The following is a 17,681-nucleotide window of genomic DNA, read 5'->3' as shown; positions in this document are numbered from 1 at the left end:
TGTTATCTTTTCAAGGTAAAATGTGCTTTAAATTCTTTGCTTGTGCCAGTGTTCGGTTCCTGGTACTCGACAACGAACCAGTAGTCGCTGTTTGGCATGGCGCTACCGTTGTAGCTACCGTCCCAACCTGCACCTGTAGGGTCCAGCTGCTTGAGCAGTTTCCCAAAGCGGTCAAATATAAAGATTTTTGCGCTGCCCTGCGCACTTATCCCCGCAATGTTCCACGTGTCGTTGTAACCGTCACCGTTGGGCGTGAAGAACGCCGGGTAGTCCAGTACCGTCACCGTGGTGCTTGCAAGGCCACAGCCGTTCCTGTCCCTGGCCGTCAGCTCGTGGTCCCCAAGGGACACGTCACTGAACACGGGACTGTCCTGCCATGGGCCGCCGTCAAGGCTGTACTCGTAGCTGCCGTCACCGGCCACCGTGACCTCCACAACGTGGAGATCGGCAAAGCCATCGGTGAGCACCTCGGCGCTCACGGCCGGGGGACCGCTCTCGATCACCTCCGCCTGGTCATAGCCCACACAGCTGGTCACCAATGAGGTCGATACGTCCGTGACGCTCACCCCATAGATGCCCTCCGCTCCAGGCATATAGCTGCCCCCATCGGCACCGGCTATCACCGTGCCGTTGAAGGTCCACTCAAATTCGTAGTCAGGTGCCGTAAGCCCGGTATCCAGTACCGGCGCACCGATCACCTCCGTGCCGTCCGTGCCCACGCAGAGCACATAGCTGTCCTCCAGGTCGAACGATGGCATCGGGTTCACCTGCAGGGTCACCGGGGCGACCGCATAACAGATCGAGCTGTCCGTGCCATCGGCCGCCTCTGTATCGTTGTCGACACGTGCCCAGATCACCTGTGGGTTCACAAGGTTCTCATAGAGGAACGGCAGGGGATCCTGACCGAGCGCGGCATCCGCCTCGCTCGCATAGTAGCTCACCGTATAGCTCGCCGGGTCCTGCCCGTCGAGCACCTCTGCCTGCACACTGCCCGGGACAAGGTCCGCCACGTCAGTGACCGGCGTCAGGTCGAACTGTGCGCTGTCGTTACCTGGGTCCCCGTCAAACTCCATTTCATCATCACAGGTCTCATAGAGGATATCCGCCATGTCGGCGTTCGCCGCGGCGCCCTCCTGTACCTCGATGTTGAAGCTCAGCGTGCTGATCGAGCAGCCCGTATCGTTATTGGTCACCGCAACAAAGATCTGCTGTGGGTTGGTCACGTTCACATAGGGGCTCACAAGGCCGTCCTCAAGGTTATCGGCGTCCGCCTGGTCAATATGGTAGCTCACCGTGAACAGCGCAGGGTCCTGCCCGTCGAGCACGTCAAGGTCCCTATCGCTAAGGAAGAACGGCGCAAAGCCGTCCGTCGCAAGCTCACAGGCGATCAGGTCATCAACTCCGCCTGCTGGCAGTGCCGGGAGCGGGTCCACAGAGATGGTCTGCTCCACTACCGTGTAGCAGCCCGTAAGGTCATTGGTCACCCTGGCGTAGATCACCTGTGGCGTGGCCGTGTTCTCATAGGCCGTCGGGTCCACTATGGCATTCGTGCCCTGGTCGGCATCAAAGGCCGTGGTGTGGTAGCTCGCCGTCACGTTGTCCTCACCGTTGATCAGCAGCGACTCGTTGAGCGTCAAATCGAACGGTTCCTGGAGGTCACCGGGCGCGGTATCGTCACAGAGCACAAGCTCGGGAAGGTCCGTGGTCGGCGTCGGGTTCGGCAGCACGCGGATGGTCAGCGTGGTAATGTCCGTACAGCCCGTATCGGTGTCCGTAACCACTGCGTAGAGCGTCTGCGGATTGGCCGCGGCGCCGCCAACGGTCGTGTTCGTATAGGCCGTAGGGTCCGCTATCGCACCTGTCTGGCCATTTGCCTGGGCAAGGGTCTCATAGTAGGACACGCTCCAGCTGCCCTCACCGCCGGTGATCTGCGTGTCGCGCACCGTAAGGTCGAACACCGTGATCTCATCGGCAATATCGTCGTCGCAGAGCTGTAGCGGTGCGGGCAGTACCGCGACCGGTGGGAGCTCCACACGGATCTCGAACTGCCCCGTATCGGCGCAGCCATTGGCACTGCCAACAAGCCTTACGTAGATCGTCTGGGGGTTCGAGGTATTGGTATAGGCCAGCACGTTCGCTATAGGGGCACTGCCCGTCTGGGCCGCCGCAGCGCTCACGTGGTAGGTCAGTATATAGTCCGCGGCGGACTGTCCGCCAAGGATCTCGGCGTTCTTGGTCGTAAGGTCGAACTGTGCAAAGCCATTGGCATCGGTATCACAGATCACGTAGTCCTCTATCTCCAACGGTACCTCGGGCGAGCCGAGCACGCGAAGGGTGAGCGTACGTGAGGCGCTGTAACAGCCCGTCACCGTGTTCTCTGCCCTGACGTAGACCACCTGCTCGTCCATCACGATGTTCTCGTAGGGGCTGGTCAGTGGGTTCTCGCCGCTATCGGCGTCGCCCTGGGTCTCGTGGTAGGTCACCTCCACATCGGCCTCTCCGCCGATGATCGCGTCCGTGCGCTGTTCAAGGTCGAAGCTCGCAAAGCCGTCGTTGTCCCCGTCGCACACCTCGATGTCCATCGGCGCTACCGGCGATGGGATCGGGTTCACCCTGAGCAGGAGCGTCACCGTGCTGGTACAGCCCGTAACATCGTCCGTTGCCAGTACATAGACCGTCTGGGGGTTCTCTGTGTTCTGGTAGGGACTGGTGATCACATCGGTGCCGGTATCGGCGCCCGCCTGCGTCGCATGGAAGCTAAGGCTGATCCCGGTCTGGCCACCAAGTATCGTGTCCGTCGCGTCCTCAAGGGTGAAGCCCTCGACCTCGTCCCCGGAAGAAACGTAGTCGCAGAGCTCCAACGGAGCGGGCTGGGTAAGCTCGGGAAGGCCGTTGACCACAAGCTCTAGGGTCGTGAGCTTGTAACAGCCCGTGGCGTTGTCCTCTACCCGGACCACCAAGGTCTGGGAAAAGGGCTCTATATTGGTATAGTTAAAGGGGTTCAGTATGGCGTTCTGGGGAACGTTCGCATCGGTGGCGCTCAAATAATAGCTCACCGTGTAGAGCGTCTGGTCGTCAAGGTTCTGTAGGATCTCCTCCTCTTTCACCGTAAGGTCGAACTGCGCGATCCCGTCACCGGAGGCATCGTCACAGACACCCAGTGGGGTCGGTGGCGTGGCGCCGAGCTGTGGCGTTGGGCTCACCACCAACTGCAGCTGCGTAAAGCTCGCACAGTCCGTGGCGATCGTACCGCTCTCAACCCGTACATATAGGGTCTGGGTGTTGATCACGATGTTGCTGTAGGGGCTCGTCACCGCGTTCACACCGTTCTGCGCATCGACAGAGGTCTCGTGGTAGGTCACCTCAAGACCGGCGTCGCCGCCCGTGATCTCGCCATCGCTCATCGTAAGGTCAAAGGTCCCGAAGCCATCGCTGTCCGGGTCACAGAACTCAAGTGGTGATGGGGCATTGGCCACAGGGGCCTGCTCCACGGTGAGCACAAGCTCAGTCGTGTCAAAACAGCCCGTAACGGAATCCTCAACCCGAACGTAGACCGTCTGGCCGTTGGACTCGTTCTCGTAAGGGATATCCAAAGCGTCAACGCCGTTCTGCGCATCGGCGGCAGTGAAATGGTAGCTCACCGTATAGCCGGGATTGCCACCGGTGATCTCCGTGTTCTTAAGTGATAGGTCGATCAGAGTGATCCCGTCAGGGGTGCCGTCGTCACAGACCTCCAAGGGGGTAGGGACAGTCAGATCGGGTAATGTATTAACAATAATATTGAACGTTCCAACACTACTGCAACCCGTATTAATATTAGTGACTTTTACATAAATCGTTTGTGGATTACTCGTATTAGTATAAGGGCTAGTAAGCTGGTCATCTCCAAACTCTGCATCTTCCATAGAATCATGATAAGATACAATTAACGTAGGCTGACCATCAACATCTTCATTACTAGTGGCACTTAAATTGAAGGGCTCCTCATTAGCAGCTCCATTTTCATCACATAATACAATATCGGCAAATGCACCAAAAGCAGGTCGTGGATTAACGATTAATGTCAATTCAACTGTATCATAACACTCCGTAATGTCATCTTCTACTCTCGCATAAACAATCTGCAGGTCTTCATCAACATTATTGTATGATGTCGGTAACGGATTTAAACCCTCATTAGCATCTGCTTGCGATATGTGGTATGTAACGGTCATATTGGTCTGAGCACCTAAAATTTCCGCAGTTCTTAAGGATAGGTCAAACGTTGCGATTCCATTATCATCATCATCACAAACTTCAATCGAAGTGGGCGCAACTGCAATTGGCTTAGGATTAACCACTAAATCTAATTCAGTCGTATTGTAACATGCCTCATCACCAATAGTTGTAACTCTCACAAAAATAGTTTGAAGATCTGGATCTACATTAGTATATGGCGCCGTGATCTCAGAAACATTATCATCTGCATCGTCTTGAGATACATGATAAGACAACGAAACTGTTTCAGCATCTAGACCGTCTACCACCTCAGCATCTGCCTCATTTAGATTGAATACCGCAATGCCATCTTGATTATCATCACACACTTCTAAAGGTGTTAAATTTGAGTTGATGGATAGACCATTAAACCCAATTTCAAAAGTTGTTGTTGTATAGCACTCTTGCGTAATATCTGCAATTCTGGCATAAATAATTTGAGGGTTTTCTATGTTTGTATATGGACTGGTTAATGGGGCCACATTATCGATAGCATCTTGTTCTGTGAGGTGATATGAAATGATAAAATCCTCTGGGTTTTGATCCCCAAGTATGACTGCATCATTTTCAGTAAGATCAAACTCGCCTGCAGTTGCATTAATACAAACTGAAAGGTCTTGCGGCGTATTAGCTTCTGGACTAGGTTTAAATTCTACCAGCACTTCATCACTAAACTGACAATCTACAGATAAAAATACATCCACGGAGTATAGACCAGATTCCTCAGCTACTAATGTAGAACTTGTCTCTCCTTCAATAACTTCACCATCAAGGTACCACGTGTGTACCGCTGCAGAGACTTGAGTATCCAATATTTGTTGCGTACCACCACATGTTGCTGTTCCTGCCGCAATTGTAATATCTTCACCAATATCGCCACCGAGATTAAAACTTCCTGCCTTTAAGAAAACTCCCGAATCAAAAGCAGTATCTCTTGCGTCTGCAATAACCAACTTTATATTATAGGTTTCTCCTGGAACAACAGATGATTGCGCCGTAAAAACGGCTGTTCGCCCGTCATATATCATAGGCGGTTGATTAGCACCTACATAATCTCCAAAATATTCTTCATTAATTCCACCACATTCGGCCCCATTATCTGGATGAATGTTAGTTACTAAAATAGGAGTTGTTGTTCCTGGTAAGACTGCTAAGTTAGTGGTATTACCCATAGAATCCGTTAACAAAAAGGCAAATGCATCAGAATATTCACATTCGAAAGTTCCCTGATCGTACTCTTCAGAGGCCATTAAAAACTCAAAACTAATATTATCTGCTAAGGGCACAAAATCAAATTGAATTGAAGATGCGTTATTGGTATTAGCATCAGCAATCACATCTAAATATGGATCACCTGGCCAACCATCACCACCGTCACTGGAATTCCCATCATTTGGTCCTCCTGCATTTAAAGCACTCCCTGTGCTCAAAATTATACCATCAAGAAATGGAAACTGACTGCCATCATTTGCAAAATATCCGATACCATTCACGGTACTACCAGTTGTAGATGTGATATTACTAATTTCAGCACAGGCACTATTGATCAAGACATCAGTCACCAATTGCTCAATGGTAAATGCATTAGTGTCAACGACAATATTTGCTCCTACTACAAAAACTGAGATGGTAGTAGACGCTTCACAACCCAATGGATTATTATCAGTTACGGTAAGGGTTACTGTGTATTCCCCTTCTCCATTAAACACATGAGACACCTCATTTCCTGTAGCATCATCACCATCACCAAAAGACCATTCATATATGGCATCTGTACCATCATTTTCAAAGTTGGCATTTCCAACAAACTGCACTTCCTCTCCAGAGGTGATTTGTACAATTCCAGAAGCATTAGCCTCTGGCACAGTACTCTCAACAAAAGGTATTAGTTCTTGACAAGGTACAGCACAAATGATATCTGCCGCAAAACCTGTCGTGGTTCCTGAGTCATTTGTAATGAATTGAATGGTTATACAACCACTTGTATTTGTATCTGATGCGATAACCGTTCCCGGTGTATTGGCTCCATTGTAAACCCCAATCACTGGCGCAGACGTGTCATCCCCATCATAAATGGTCATCTCGTCTACATTAAGTTGCGTACTAAAGGCCGTAAATTGAAGAATAATAAACTCCTCTGCATTTGGAGCACAAATTGTGGTTACAATATTTTCATTGCTGCTATAAGGACCATTAGGGCCTCCAGAATCGTAGAATCTATCTGGGGCACATCTTGTAAATGTGCCGTTTTCCATAATGACATCTTGGGCTTGCGATTGGTATGCAACCAAAATGAATACTAAATAGTAGAAATATTTCATAGGCCTAAAAGCATTTTAGATATTAAACCATTCCGAAATACACCTTAATTAGCATAGATTCGGGGAGGGTTATGCGTTAAAGATTGAAACGTATTTCGTTTTTTTTATCAAAACGTGAAAATTAATAAAAATTCAGCAACGAATGCGTTTTATCATTAGTAAAAATAGCGCTTTAACACTTAAAGCACCTATTAAACTCTATATAAACCCAATATATTAGTTCTAATACAACTCATGAAAACTGTTAATAGTATGTTAGCTTCTTTAAAAAGCGAAGTTGCTCTGCTATCTGTTTGTTACTTTTGCAAAAAACTACCATCCTATGGTCAAACATGTCATCACTCCCAAACCAACTAATAATAACGCGATTTTGAAATTTGAATCTTCCCATTTTTTAACACGAAATGAGAGCTTTGAATTCAATAACATTGATGAAGCGAAGCCGTCTCCTTTGGCACAGCAGCTCTTTTATCTTCCCTTTGTAAAGAAAATTTATATCTCGGGCAACTTTATTGCTGTTGAGCGCTATGATATTGTTGAATGGTCAGATGTGCAACAAGAGGTGGCTGAGCAAATAGAGACGTATCTCAACACCGGCAGTGCAGTTGTTGAAACTACTTCTGCTGAAAATACTTCTAAAAAAGTTCCTATAACCGTGTATGCAGAAAGCACCCCGAACCCCTCTGTTTTGAAGTTTGTAGCCAATAAAAAACTGGTCACTTCTTCTCATGAGTTTACGTCTATTGATGACACCAGTTACTCGCCAATGGCTAAAGCCTTGTTTCATTTCCCATTTGTGAAAGGCGTTTTTCTAGATGAAAACTATGTGTCTATTACCAAATATGATATGGCAGAATGGAGCGACATCACATTAGAATTACGCGAGTTTATAAGAGCTTACATCGAAGATTCTAAAACCATTATCAATGAAAATGCTGAACAGGCTAAACTAAAAACAACGTCTGCGTTAGATAAAACCTATGAAGCGTTGGATGACACCTCTAAAGAAATCGTTAATATTTTAGAAGAATATGTCAAACCGGCTGTAGCTAGTGATGGTGGCAATATTGAGTTTCAATCTTACGATGCCGAAACCAAAACCGTAAGTGTATTATTGCAGGGCGCTTGCAGTGGATGCCCCTCCTCTACTTTTACGTTAAAAAGTGGTATTGAAAACATGTTACGCGAAATGATGAAAGGACGCGTGGAAACGGTTGAGGCTATTAATGGTTGATTTTCGAATTTGAGGTTTGAAATTATGCTCTATTTTTAGAGTTAATTCATTTGCTCAAAAGATAAAATCTCAATATAAAATCTCAATTCACATAATCCACATAACTGTATTTTAATCAGACCAAAACACTAAGCTGTTTTCTAAATGCGGTTTAACAAATACTAGGGAAAAATTAATATATAAGAACGCGCTCAGAAACTAGTGAATTAAGAGCGAAGCTCTCAACACAAATAAAAATACCCGATAAGAAGTTTTAATAAAGGAAATTTTTTATTTTATTTTTGACGTTAAATCTGAAAATACTAAGCATGGAATTACAAAAATGGATAGATAAAGCTTACGAAATCATAGTTGATTTTGGCCCTAAAATACTGGCTGCAATTGCCATTTGGATTGTTGGCTCCTGGATTATCAAATCTGTAATGAAAGGGATTAGAATCACTATGGAGAAAAGAGACTTAGATCTCAGTCTTCGAAAATTTCTATTAAATCTCATAAGTTGGATCTTTAAAATCGTTTTAGCAATTGTAGTTTTAGGTACTGTGGGCATCGAAACCACGTCGTTTGCCGCAGTAATTGCTGCAGCAGGTTTGGCCATTGGACTGGCTCTACAGGGCTCTTTAGCGAATTTTGCTGGAGGCGTTTTAATCTTAATCATCAAACCATTTAAAGTTGGAGACTTTATTAGTGCTCAAGGCGTAGATGGGACAGTGAAGGAAATTTCCATATTTAATACAACATTGAATACCTTTGGAAATCAACTTGCGGTTATCCCAAATGGGCAATTATCTAATGATAACATTATAAACTATAGTGCTGAGCCGATAAGAAAAGAAGCCTTGACCTGGGGAATAAGCTATGACAGTGACATTAAACTCACTAAAGATATTTTATTAGCCCTTGTTAACGAACAAGACACTGTTATTCAAGAAGAAGGTAAAGCTCCCATGATTGTGGTGACTGAATTAGCAGACAGCTCGGTTAACTTATCCTTACGTTATTGGGCTAAAAACGAAGATTTTTGGGCTTTACGTTGGTTGATTTTAGAGGAAGGCAAAATAAGATTAGAGGCTGCGGGAATTGTGATTCCTTTTCCTCAAAGAGATGTGCACTTGTTCAATGAGTCTGCTGAATAAACTAGGTCTTCATTAAGAAGTCTTTCAAATAAAAAGGTTCAAAATAAGCGACATCTTCAAAGTCGTTTATTTTGAATTTTTCGTATCCAATAATGCTCATTTGCTGTGCTGAAGGCAACTTGTCATCAATAAAAAAAGCATTGTCATGACTAATCAGCGTTTTTGTTTTTTCTACACCATTTCCTATAAAATAAACTGGGCCTTTGCTCAAAACCTCTTGAAACGAAGAGGCGTCAAGAATCTGAGCTTCTATATTCCGAAGTACCTTAAGATCTGCATCAAAAATTGCTGAATAGACTTCCATTCGTCTCGCATCTAACATAGGAATGATACATCCTTTCTCAATATTTAGTTGAGATGCCAGCGATTTTAACGTAGACACAGAAATCAACGGAATATCCAAAGCAAAGCATAAGCCTTTAGCTGCAGACACCCCAATTCTTAACCCTGTATAAGAGCCAGGACCCTTACTTATGCTAATGGCATCTAATTTTGATTTGTCTATGCCCGCTTCCTTTAGAACATCTGTAATAAATACATGAAGCGATTCCGCATGGCTATAGTTAGCACTATTATCTTCTTTTAAAATCAAAGTCTCGCCTTTATAAGACAAAGAGACCGAACAGTTTGTAGTTGCTGTTTCTAAATTAAGAATATAGGCCATTACTATGATTTATTTTTATAGGTCTCCATCGCATCTTTGATAACGGCCGATGTTAATTCATGACCCGCCAAAGTAGGAAAACCTTCCCATCGCACATAACCATCAGGATCTATCAATACCACATGAGGAATCCCTTTGATGTCGTAGATGCTATTTAAACGCTTATCTGTATCTAAAGCGCTAAAGTATTTCATTATAGGTTGCGTCATGCTTTTCACTTTAGCCTCTGTCTCATCGCTTATACCAATAACCACTAAGTTATCTTGAAATTCTTCGGAAAATCTATTCATAGTGGGTATCGCTCTTTTACAGGGACCGCACCAAGTTGCCCAAAAGTCTATTAATACAAATTTTCCTTTAAGTTCTGGTTCTTCGGAAAGCCATTTTTTGATGTGAAGTTCTGGAGCTTTCTTATTAAGAAATGATTTGGCCCAAAGTTGCTTGTCTTGTGCAATCCCTTCCGAGGAAAACATTAAGATGAAAGCTGTTATTATGAAAAAAACCGCTTTAGTTATCATCTTTTATTTTCACTATTTTGGTTCTTAATTTCCACTTGATCACCTGCATCTAACTCTTTAGACACCACATTGTAAGGACCTATAATTATTTGATCACCTTCTTTTAAGCCCGAAATGATCTGGATATTTGAATCGTCTTGAATACCGGTTTTCACTACTCTAAGTTTAGCAATACCCTTATTGTTTACAAATACACATTCAAAGCGTTCTTCAGTATCAGGATTTTGATCCTGAGACGCTACTTTCGTGATAGGCTTTTTAGCAGAAGACGTATCGGTTTTAATCACGATGGCACTAATAGGCACACCAATAGTTTTATTTTGTTGCGCGGTGATGATATCTACTGTAGCCGTCATTCCTGGTCGAAAAGGTGAGTAATTTTCAGGCTTACCATCAGTTAAATCGGTATATGAAGATTCTAAAATTCTCACTTTTACCTTAAAGTTGGTTACTTGATCTGCCGTCAATTCGGTTCCGGCTGAGTTGGCAATTTCAGTTACAATTCCCTTAAATTCCTTTTTAAGATAAGCATCTACTTCAACAATCGTAGAATCGCCAATCTGAACCTTTACAATATCGGTTTCATTGACGTCTACCTCAACTTCCATGTTTTTCAAATTCGCAACCCTCAAGATTTCGGTACCTGCCATTTGCTGTGTCCCCACAACACGTTCCCCCAATTCTACCTTTAAAGATGAGATTGTTCCACTTATTGGTGCATAAATGGTGGTTCTCCCTAAATTATCTTGAGCCTCATTTACCGATGCTGCTGCACTTTGAACGCTATAATATGCTGAATTTTTTGCCGCTTCTGCAGTTTCAAAATTAGCAATGGCCTGATCCCAATCTGATTTAGAAATCACGCCTTTTTCAAAAAGCGTTTTACTTCTATCGTAATTGGCTTTGGCTTGCTTTAATGTGGCTTCTGCCTGAGCTAGACCAGCTTTTACGTTTTGGAAAGAGGCTTGTGACCTGTTTACTGCAGATTGAATTAAATCTGGATTGATTTTTACAAGTAAGTCATCTTTCTTAACCTGTTGCCCTTCTTTAAAAGGCAACTCAATAATTTCTCCTGAGACTTCACTGGAAATTTTGACTTCAACTTCTGGCTGAATTTTTCCTGTAGCTGATACGGTTTCCGTAATGTCTATCAAGTCCACTTTTTTGACTTCGACTTCCTTGAAATCCCCTTTTTTACCGAACAGACCAAATTTTGCTCCCGCGACCAACAAAATGAGTACTGCAATAATACTCGTAATAATAATGGCCTTTTTACTCATGTCTTAAAATTTTAAATCTGTTGCTGGTATTCCGAAGTACAGTTCTAACACTTTTAATTTAAAGATATAATCATACTTGGCATTGTTCAAATCGATTTTAGTGTTGTCATAACGTAACTTTGATTGACTAAAATCAAAGGCGTTGGTTAACCCTACATCATAACGTTCTTTTGCATAATCATAAGCCAGTTCTTGAGACGCTAGCGCCGATTTAGCTGCCTCGTAAGATTTAAGCGCTCCTTTTGCATCTACATAAGCCTGATAAACATTCGATTCTAAATCAAGCTCAGCTTGCTCTAATTGAAATTTAGAACGCTCTAAATTGATTTTACCTCTATTGACATTGGCTCTGGTTGCAAATCCATTAAAAATAGGAATGTTTAATTGCAAACCGTATCCAATACCGTCATTTTGATAAAGCTGATCAATAAATGGATCTGCACCCGTAATTTGAGGTACAGTATTAGGAAACTCACCAACTACAGCTTGACCTGTTTCTTGAACAACGCCAATTTGCTCAATGCTTACTGGATTGTCAGGATCTTGAACCTGAGTAAAAGATGTGGCATCGGTATAACGTGTATCATAACCAAAAAATGCAGAAAGCGTTGGTAAATAAGACCCTCGTGCTATTTGCAGATCTTTTTCTGCCAATTCCACATCCTGCTCTGCAATTTTTATCTCAGATCTGTTATTTCTTGCGGAAGATATGATTTCTGAAATGTTCTTTTCTGAAATACCATCATCAACAATATCATAACCCTCATCCTCAACATCAAAATTCTCATAATCCTTAATCAGTAACAATTGTGCCAAGCTGATCAAAGAAATTTGGATTTGATTTTCAGCATTTACAATACCTTGTTGTTCTGTAGCATCTGTTGCTTGAATTTCTAAAAGATCTCCTCTAGGCAACGAACCTGCATCTACTAACTGTTGGGTTCTTTCAATTTGATCTTTCGTTACCAAATTTTGAGATGTCAAAACCTCTAAGTTTGCCTTGTTCAATATTACTTGTAAATAGGCGTTAGCTACAAATAGAGAAATATCATCCTTCATTTTATCTAAGCGATACTCACTAGCCAATTTAGAAATTTTGGCGCGCTGTACCTGTCTTAAATTTCGAAGACCGTCAAAAAGCGTGTACCCAACATTGATACGACCTGTAGCAGAAAGAAATGTTGTGGTTTGGGCGTTATTTGTTACCGGGTTAAAACTAAGACCTGTATTTTCAGAAACGCTACCACTAAGATTTAAACTTGGCAAAAAATTACCAACCGCTACCATGCGGTCTATATCGGTAGATTGCACATCTAATTCACTTTGCTTTACTGAAATGTTATTTTCAAGAGCATATTCAACGCATTCAATTAAGGTCCATTTTTTATCTTGAGCATGGAGGCCTAAAGTGATTAAAGCTACTATGAACGTTATTGTTTTTCTCATAATCAATATATATGTCTTTATAATTGCTTAAGTGTTACAACTATATTTATAAAAGTTACTGTTGGGCGTAATTAGGAACCCCTTGTACTTGGTTCCAAACCTTGATTTTATCGTCTTTGGTTAGGCCACTTTTTACTTCTACATTAATGCCATCGCTTATGCCTAATTCAACATCTCTTCTTTCAAACTCCTGATCTCCTATAACCAGTTCTACATAAGGCTTTTTGGTATCCTTATCGTATTGCACCAAAGCTTCTTTAATAGCGAGTACATTTTCGGCCTTTTCTAAAATAATAGAAGCATTTGCGCTTAGACCTGCTCTAATAAATGTAGAATCAATAGACTTTAGAGAACCTTTGATTGCAAACTGTACGGCGCCATTTTCTGCCACACCTTTTGGGGCGATATAATCTAAAACAGCATCAAATTTTTCATCCTCTATGGCACCAACCGTTATTTCCAAAGGCAAGCCTTCTTTAATTTTTCCTACTTCACTTTCATCAACCTTACCTTCAAAAATCATTTTTTGAACATCTGCTAAGGATGCAATAGAGGTGCCTTCATTAAAGTTATTGGCCTCAATCACTTGATTACCCGCCTTTACAGGAACATCTAGCACCATACCCGATACCGTTGCACGCACTTGCGTTTGGGCAATATTCCCAAGTCCGCTAGTGGTTCCTGTTTTGATAATATCGTAATTTTGAGAAGCCGAATTTAAGTTAATTCTTGCCTGAGCCACCGCTTGTTTTGTTTGAAGGTAGGTGTTCTTGACACCTTCAAAATCATTAGCAGAAATCACCCCTTTTTCAAAAAGTGCCTTTTGTCTATCATAATTAGACTGTTGGGTTTGCAGATTGATCTCGGCTGTTTGTAATGCAGTCTGACTTGAAGAAATACCATTCTTCGCACTAGTTAGTGAAGACACATTAGGGATAACACGAATTTGCGCTATCAAATCTCCTGATTTCACATATTCTCCTGCTTCGATAAAGACCTCTTCCACTACTCCAGAAATATTGGGTTTGATCAAGATTTCTTCTTTAGGCACAATACTTCCTGTGGCTACGGTCTTGACGACTATCGTCTCCATAGTAGGTGTTTGCGACGTGTACGTTACAGGATCTTCGGAGTTCTTTTGCCATAAGTAGTATAATGCTCCTCCAAATACTACAACGATAAATATCAGTATGACAGCGGTTTTTGTTCTTTTCATTTTATAAGATTGATGATTTTTATTTATTCTATTCTTAAAGCGTCAACAGGTTTCATTTTAGTGGCTCTACTCGCTGGAATTAGACCTGCTAAAAGTCCTGAAACCGTTAACATGATTATTGCTGAAAATACAACCTGCAAACTAACGCTTGGGTTTGCAAAATTATCTACAGGACCAGCGCTATCCAAAATGCTGTTCATCACCCAAATAATCATTGCTGAGAAAGACACACCTACCATACCTGAAAGTATTGTTAGTATGAGGCTTTCTTGTAAAATTTGTCCCTTGATCATCCATGGTGTTGCTCCTAAGGCTCTACGAACACCTATTTCTTTTGTGCGCTCCTGAACAACGATAAGCATGATGTTGTTAATTCCTATAATTCCAGATGCTAGAACTAAAAACCCAACAAAATATCCAACAAATGAGAGTATTGAAAACAAACCGTTAACTCTAGCAAATTGTTCAGATAAATCAAAATTACCAATGGCTCGATCATCATCAGGGTGTACCGTATGCCTTGATTTCATTAAATCGAAGATTTGCTGCTTCAAAGAAGTGATGGATGTTCCATCTTCTGCGGTAATCGCCATCCAACCGACTTGATCGCCTCTGTTAAATGCTTGTCCAAAGGTTGTAAATGGAATATAAATAGTACTGGCATCTTGTTCGCCGTCACCTTGACTATTACTCATTTTAAAAGTACCTACCACTAAAAAATTAACGCCATTAACCTTTATATATGATCCAAGTACATCTTCATCTTTATCGTACAACCCACGAACAACACCCGTACCTATAACACAAATTTTTCGTTTGGTTTGAATATCTGAATAACTTAAAAAACGTCCCTGTAAGATATCCATGGGCTGTTGGTTAATATACTCTGGATAATCACCCATGATTTCAAAAGCTCCGGTTTTGGTGCCTCTTGTCACATTATTAGCGCCATTATAACCTCCTAAAGAGTTTCTGGGAGACACATATCTAATATTAGGAACTTCTGCTTTGATAGCCGCAACATCGTCAATTTTGTAATTAAAATACCTGCCTTTAGGCAAGCCCTTGTAAGGCATAGAAGTCCCTTGGGTCCACATGAACATAGAGTTTGTGGCAAACCCTGAAAAATCTGCAGTCACGCCGTTTTTCAATCCATTGGTAAGCGCTAATAATAGCACCAAAATGGTAATGCCCCAGAACACACCAAATGCCGTTAGTAGTGTTCTAAACTTATTGGCATTAAGCGCTTCTAATATCTCGTCCCAACGGTCTTTACTAAACATATTATTCGTCTCTTAAGGCAATTATAGGTTTGATCTTTGCAGCTCTGTATGCCGGTATAAATCCTGCCCCAGCACCAGCTATGACCAATAATATTACTGTGGTCAAAGCAATATTAAAATCTACTTGTGGATACTTTATAAAATCGCTGTCAATCATTGGGCCTACAAGTTCGAGTAGTCCCAGCCCAAAGATAAGACCAAATAATCCCGAAAACATAGTTACAAAAACCGCTTCTTGTAAGACCATGCTAACGATAGACATTGGCATGGCACCAAGTGCCTTTCTAATACCAATTTCTTTAGTGCGTTCTTTTACAATAATAAGCATGATGTTACCGACGCCTACAATACCTGCTATAATAGTACCAATGCCAACAAACCAAAATACAGCTTGAATAGTGGCAATTAGGGAATAAATTTTTTGGGCTTCTTCTAAGGTGTTGTTCACACGAACTGCACTCATATCATCTGGAGCGACGGTATGAATTTCTTTAAGCTGTTGCTCAATCCCTAAAGAAATGGCATTTGATCGCGCCACTGCTTCGTCAAAATCATCAGCCATTTTAACCGTAAAAGACATGTTTCTAATATCTTCACCTGCATTAAAAACCATTTGAGCCGTAGTTAATGGAAGGTATACTTGACTTTCTTCGCGCTCACCTCCTGGATCAAAATAAACACCAACCACTTTAAAGGTGACACCAAAGATTTGAATATTTTTATCAATGGGATCTTCATCTTTAAAAAGATCTTGTTTCATTTTATTGCCTATTACAGCAACTTTTCTTCTCCCATTAAGATCATTTTGACTTATAAATCTGCCAGAACCAATGTCTGCATTTTCGATGAACTGGTTATCTGGCATCGTCCCACGAATGCGATAATCACCTGTTTCATTATTATAAGTAACCGTGCCTCCCCAAATCATGTAGTTTTTAGAACGATATTCTAAATAATCATCAAACTCTCGTTCTACAGCATCAAAGCTTGAGTTTTTAAGCTGAATATAGCGTCCCGGATTTAAGCCTTTATAGCCTTTGGTAGTTACACCGGTCCAAACAGAAACTTCATTAGTGGCATCTTGTTCAAATTGTGATTTTACGCCATTCTCTATGCCCTTGCTAAAACCTAGCAACACCACTAAAATAAAGATACCAGAAGCTACAGAAAGCCCAGTTAAAAACGTACGTAATTTGTTTTTACTTAGGGTTTCAAAAATTTCTTGCCAACGTTCTAAATCAAACATTTGCTGAAGCTCTTATCTGTTCTACAACACTATCGTCTATAATAACACCGTCCTTTAAATTGACAATTCGCTTTGTCATTTGTGCGATGTCATGCTCATGGGTTACCACTAAAATGGTCTTACCCTCATCATTTATGCCTTGTATCAAATCCATAACCTCATAAGAGGTTTTGGTATCCAATGCTCCTGTTGGCTCATCTGCCAATAGCACTTTAGGATCACTAGCTAAAGCTCTTGCGATAGCAACACGTTGCTTCTGCCCACCAGAAAGCTCACTAGGTAAATGATGCGACCATTGGGCTAAGCCCACTTTTTCAAGATAATGCATCGCACGGTCTGTGCGCTCTTTTCGCTTTACACCTTTATAGTACAGTGGCATAGAAACGTTATCTAAAGCACTTTTATAATTGATTAAATTAAAGGATTGAAAAATAAAGCCTAGAAACTCATTTCTGTATTTGGCGGCAATTTTTTCATTAAGATTTTTGATAGGTACATTGTCTAATGTATAACTCCCTTCATCAGCCTCATCGAGCATGCCCAAAATATTGAGAAGTGTAGATTTACCTGATCCTGAAGACCCCATGATAGACACTAATTCTCCTTCTTTTACTTCAAAATTAATTCCTTTTAGTACATGAAGAGAATTGTTTCCCATGTGATAGGATTTGTGGAGGTCTTTAATGCTGATCATAAGATAGGTAGTTAGTTCTTACAATATTACATAAAACACAAGGTGCATTATGCTAACTATTTGTTAAGAATTCTGTTTTGATTGACATCTAATAGACGCTTAAGGAACGTATATGTTACAGCGATACCTTATTTTTTTTAGATTTTTTTTCTCTAAAAAACTGCCAATATATCGCAAAGCCAATGCCTGCAACCAAAATATAGGGGATAGTCATTAAATACATGATCCCATCGTTTACCCCTTCGGCGGTAGATTGGCCTTCTTCACTTTCTAGAACCGCACGGCACATGGCGCATTGAGCGGTCGACTCAAGCGATATGAGTAATATAATAAGAATCAAAAATATTCTGTTTTTCATATGATATGTGCTTAGCATCTTGCTAAAT

The 17,681-nt window shown here is 42.2% G+C and carries 12 protein-coding genes; 2 read left to right on the top strand and 10 right to left on the bottom strand.

The annotated features are described in order from the left end of the window. Positions 1–2 precede the first annotated feature (2 nt). A complete protein-coding gene (locus tag P176_RS0110225) occupies positions 3–6,578 on the bottom strand; it encodes a T9SS C-terminal target domain-containing protein (protein ID WP_026754620.1) in 6,576 nt (2,191 codons plus the stop codon). Positions 6,579–6,900: 322 nt separating this feature from the next. Between P176_RS0110225 and P176_RS0110220 the strand changes: the two genes are divergently transcribed. Both P176_RS0110220 and P176_RS0110215 read left to right on the top strand, forming a co-directional pair. Further along, complete coding sequence (locus tag P176_RS0110220) at positions 6,901–7,812, top strand: NifU family protein (protein WP_026754619.1); 912 nt, start codon at positions 6,901–6,903, stop codon at positions 7,810–7,812. Positions 7,813–8,120: 308 nt separating this feature from the next. After that, positions 8,121–8,948 (top strand): mechanosensitive ion channel family protein, encoded by an 828-nt coding sequence (locus tag P176_RS0110215; RefSeq protein ID WP_026754618.1) that lies wholly within the window; start codon positions 8,121–8,123, stop codon positions 8,946–8,948. 1 nt (position 8,949) lies between these two features. On the opposite strand, the gene tsaB is transcribed toward P176_RS0110215, so the two are convergent. The 9 genes from tsaB to P176_RS0110170 all read right to left on the bottom strand — a co-directional run bounded on the left by tsaB (position 8,950) and on the right by P176_RS0110170 (position 17,653). Next, positions 8,950–9,612: a tRNA (adenosine(37)-N6)-threonylcarbamoyltransferase complex dimerization subunit type 1 TsaB gene (tsaB, locus tag P176_RS0110210; protein ID WP_026754617.1), complete on the bottom strand. Its 663-nt coding sequence runs from the start codon at positions 9,610–9,612 to the stop codon at positions 8,950–8,952. 2 nt (positions 9,613–9,614) lie between these two features. Next, positions 9,615–10,085: a TlpA disulfide reductase family protein gene (locus tag P176_RS0110205; protein ID WP_037348892.1), complete on the bottom strand. Its 471-nt coding sequence runs from the start codon at positions 10,083–10,085 to the stop codon at positions 9,615–9,617. A 41-nt stretch (positions 10,086–10,126) separates the two neighbouring features. Further along, positions 10,127–11,410, bottom strand: a complete 1,284-nt coding sequence (locus P176_RS0110200; protein WP_026754615.1) for an efflux RND transporter periplasmic adaptor subunit — start codon at positions 11,408–11,410, stop codon at positions 10,127–10,129. Positions 11,411–11,413: 3 nt separating this feature from the next. Continuing rightward, positions 11,414–12,856, bottom strand: coding sequence for a TolC family protein (locus tag P176_RS0110195; RefSeq protein ID WP_026754614.1), 1,443 nt, complete (start codon positions 12,854–12,856; stop codon positions 11,414–11,416). Positions 12,857–12,911: 55 nt separating this feature from the next. Continuing rightward, on the bottom strand, positions 12,912–14,072 hold the full coding sequence (locus tag P176_RS0110190) for an efflux RND transporter periplasmic adaptor subunit (protein WP_026754613.1): 1,161 nt from the start codon (positions 14,070–14,072) through the stop codon (positions 12,912–12,914). Between the two features lie 23 nt (positions 14,073–14,095). Beyond that, positions 14,096–15,355 (bottom strand): ABC transporter permease, encoded by a 1,260-nt coding sequence (locus P176_RS0110185; protein ID WP_026754612.1) that lies wholly within the window; start codon positions 15,353–15,355, stop codon positions 14,096–14,098. Position 15,356: 1 nt separating this feature from the next. Next, on the bottom strand, positions 15,357–16,601 hold the full coding sequence (locus P176_RS0110180) for an ABC transporter permease (protein ID WP_026754611.1): 1,245 nt from the start codon (positions 16,599–16,601) through the stop codon (positions 15,357–15,359). Beyond that, entirely contained in the window at positions 16,594–17,295 is a 702-nt protein-coding gene (locus P176_RS0110175) for an ABC transporter ATP-binding protein (RefSeq protein ID WP_026754610.1), read from the bottom strand. The genes P176_RS0110180 and P176_RS0110175 overlap by 8 nt, the downstream gene beginning before the upstream one ends. A 115-nt stretch (positions 17,296–17,410) precedes the next feature. Then, positions 17,411–17,653 (bottom strand): hypothetical protein, encoded by a 243-nt coding sequence (locus tag P176_RS0110170; protein WP_026754609.1) that lies wholly within the window; start codon positions 17,651–17,653, stop codon positions 17,411–17,413. Positions 17,654–17,681 lie beyond the last annotated feature (28 nt).

Origin of the sequence: Sediminibacter sp. Hel_I_10 (genome assembly GCF_000688335.1) — a bacterium.
Classification (GTDB): Bacteria; Bacteroidota; Bacteroidia; order Flavobacteriales; family Flavobacteriaceae; genus Psychroserpens.
This window is presented reverse-complemented; position numbering and strand designations above follow the sequence as displayed.

Coding starts and splice junctions, on each gene's coding strand:
- P176_RS0110225 (WP_026754620.1), bottom strand. CDS start 6,578: ATGAAATATTTCTACTATTTAGTATTCATTTTGGTTGCATACCAATCG.
- P176_RS0110220 (WP_026754619.1), top strand. CDS start 6,901: ATGGTCAAACATGTCATCACTCCCAAACCAACTAATAATAACGCGATT.
- P176_RS0110215 (WP_026754618.1), top strand. CDS start 8,121: ATGGAATTACAAAAATGGATAGATAAAGCTTACGAAATCATAGTTGAT.
- tsaB (WP_026754617.1), bottom strand. CDS start 9,612: ATGGCCTATATTCTTAATTTAGAAACAGCAACTACAAACTGTTCGGTC.
- P176_RS0110205 (WP_037348892.1), bottom strand. CDS start 10,085: ATGTTTTCCTCGGAAGGGATTGCACAAGACAAGCAACTTTGGGCCAAA.
- P176_RS0110200 (WP_026754615.1), bottom strand. CDS start 11,410: ATGAGTAAAAAGGCCATTATTATTACGAGTATTATTGCAGTACTCATT.
- P176_RS0110195 (WP_026754614.1), bottom strand. CDS start 12,856: ATGAGAAAAACAATAACGTTCATAGTAGCTTTAATCACTTTAGGCCTC.
- P176_RS0110190 (WP_026754613.1), bottom strand. CDS start 14,072: ATGAAAAGAACAAAAACCGCTGTCATACTGATATTTATCGTTGTAGTA.
- P176_RS0110185 (WP_026754612.1), bottom strand. CDS start 15,355: ATGTTTAGTAAAGACCGTTGGGACGAGATATTAGAAGCGCTTAATGCC.
- P176_RS0110180 (WP_026754611.1), bottom strand. CDS start 16,601: ATGTTTGATTTAGAACGTTGGCAAGAAATTTTTGAAACCCTAAGTAAA.
- P176_RS0110175 (WP_026754610.1), bottom strand. CDS start 17,295: ATGATCAGCATTAAAGACCTCCACAAATCCTATCACATGGGAAACAAT.
- P176_RS0110170 (WP_026754609.1), bottom strand. CDS start 17,653: ATGAAAAACAGAATATTTTTGATTCTTATTATATTACTCATATCGCTT.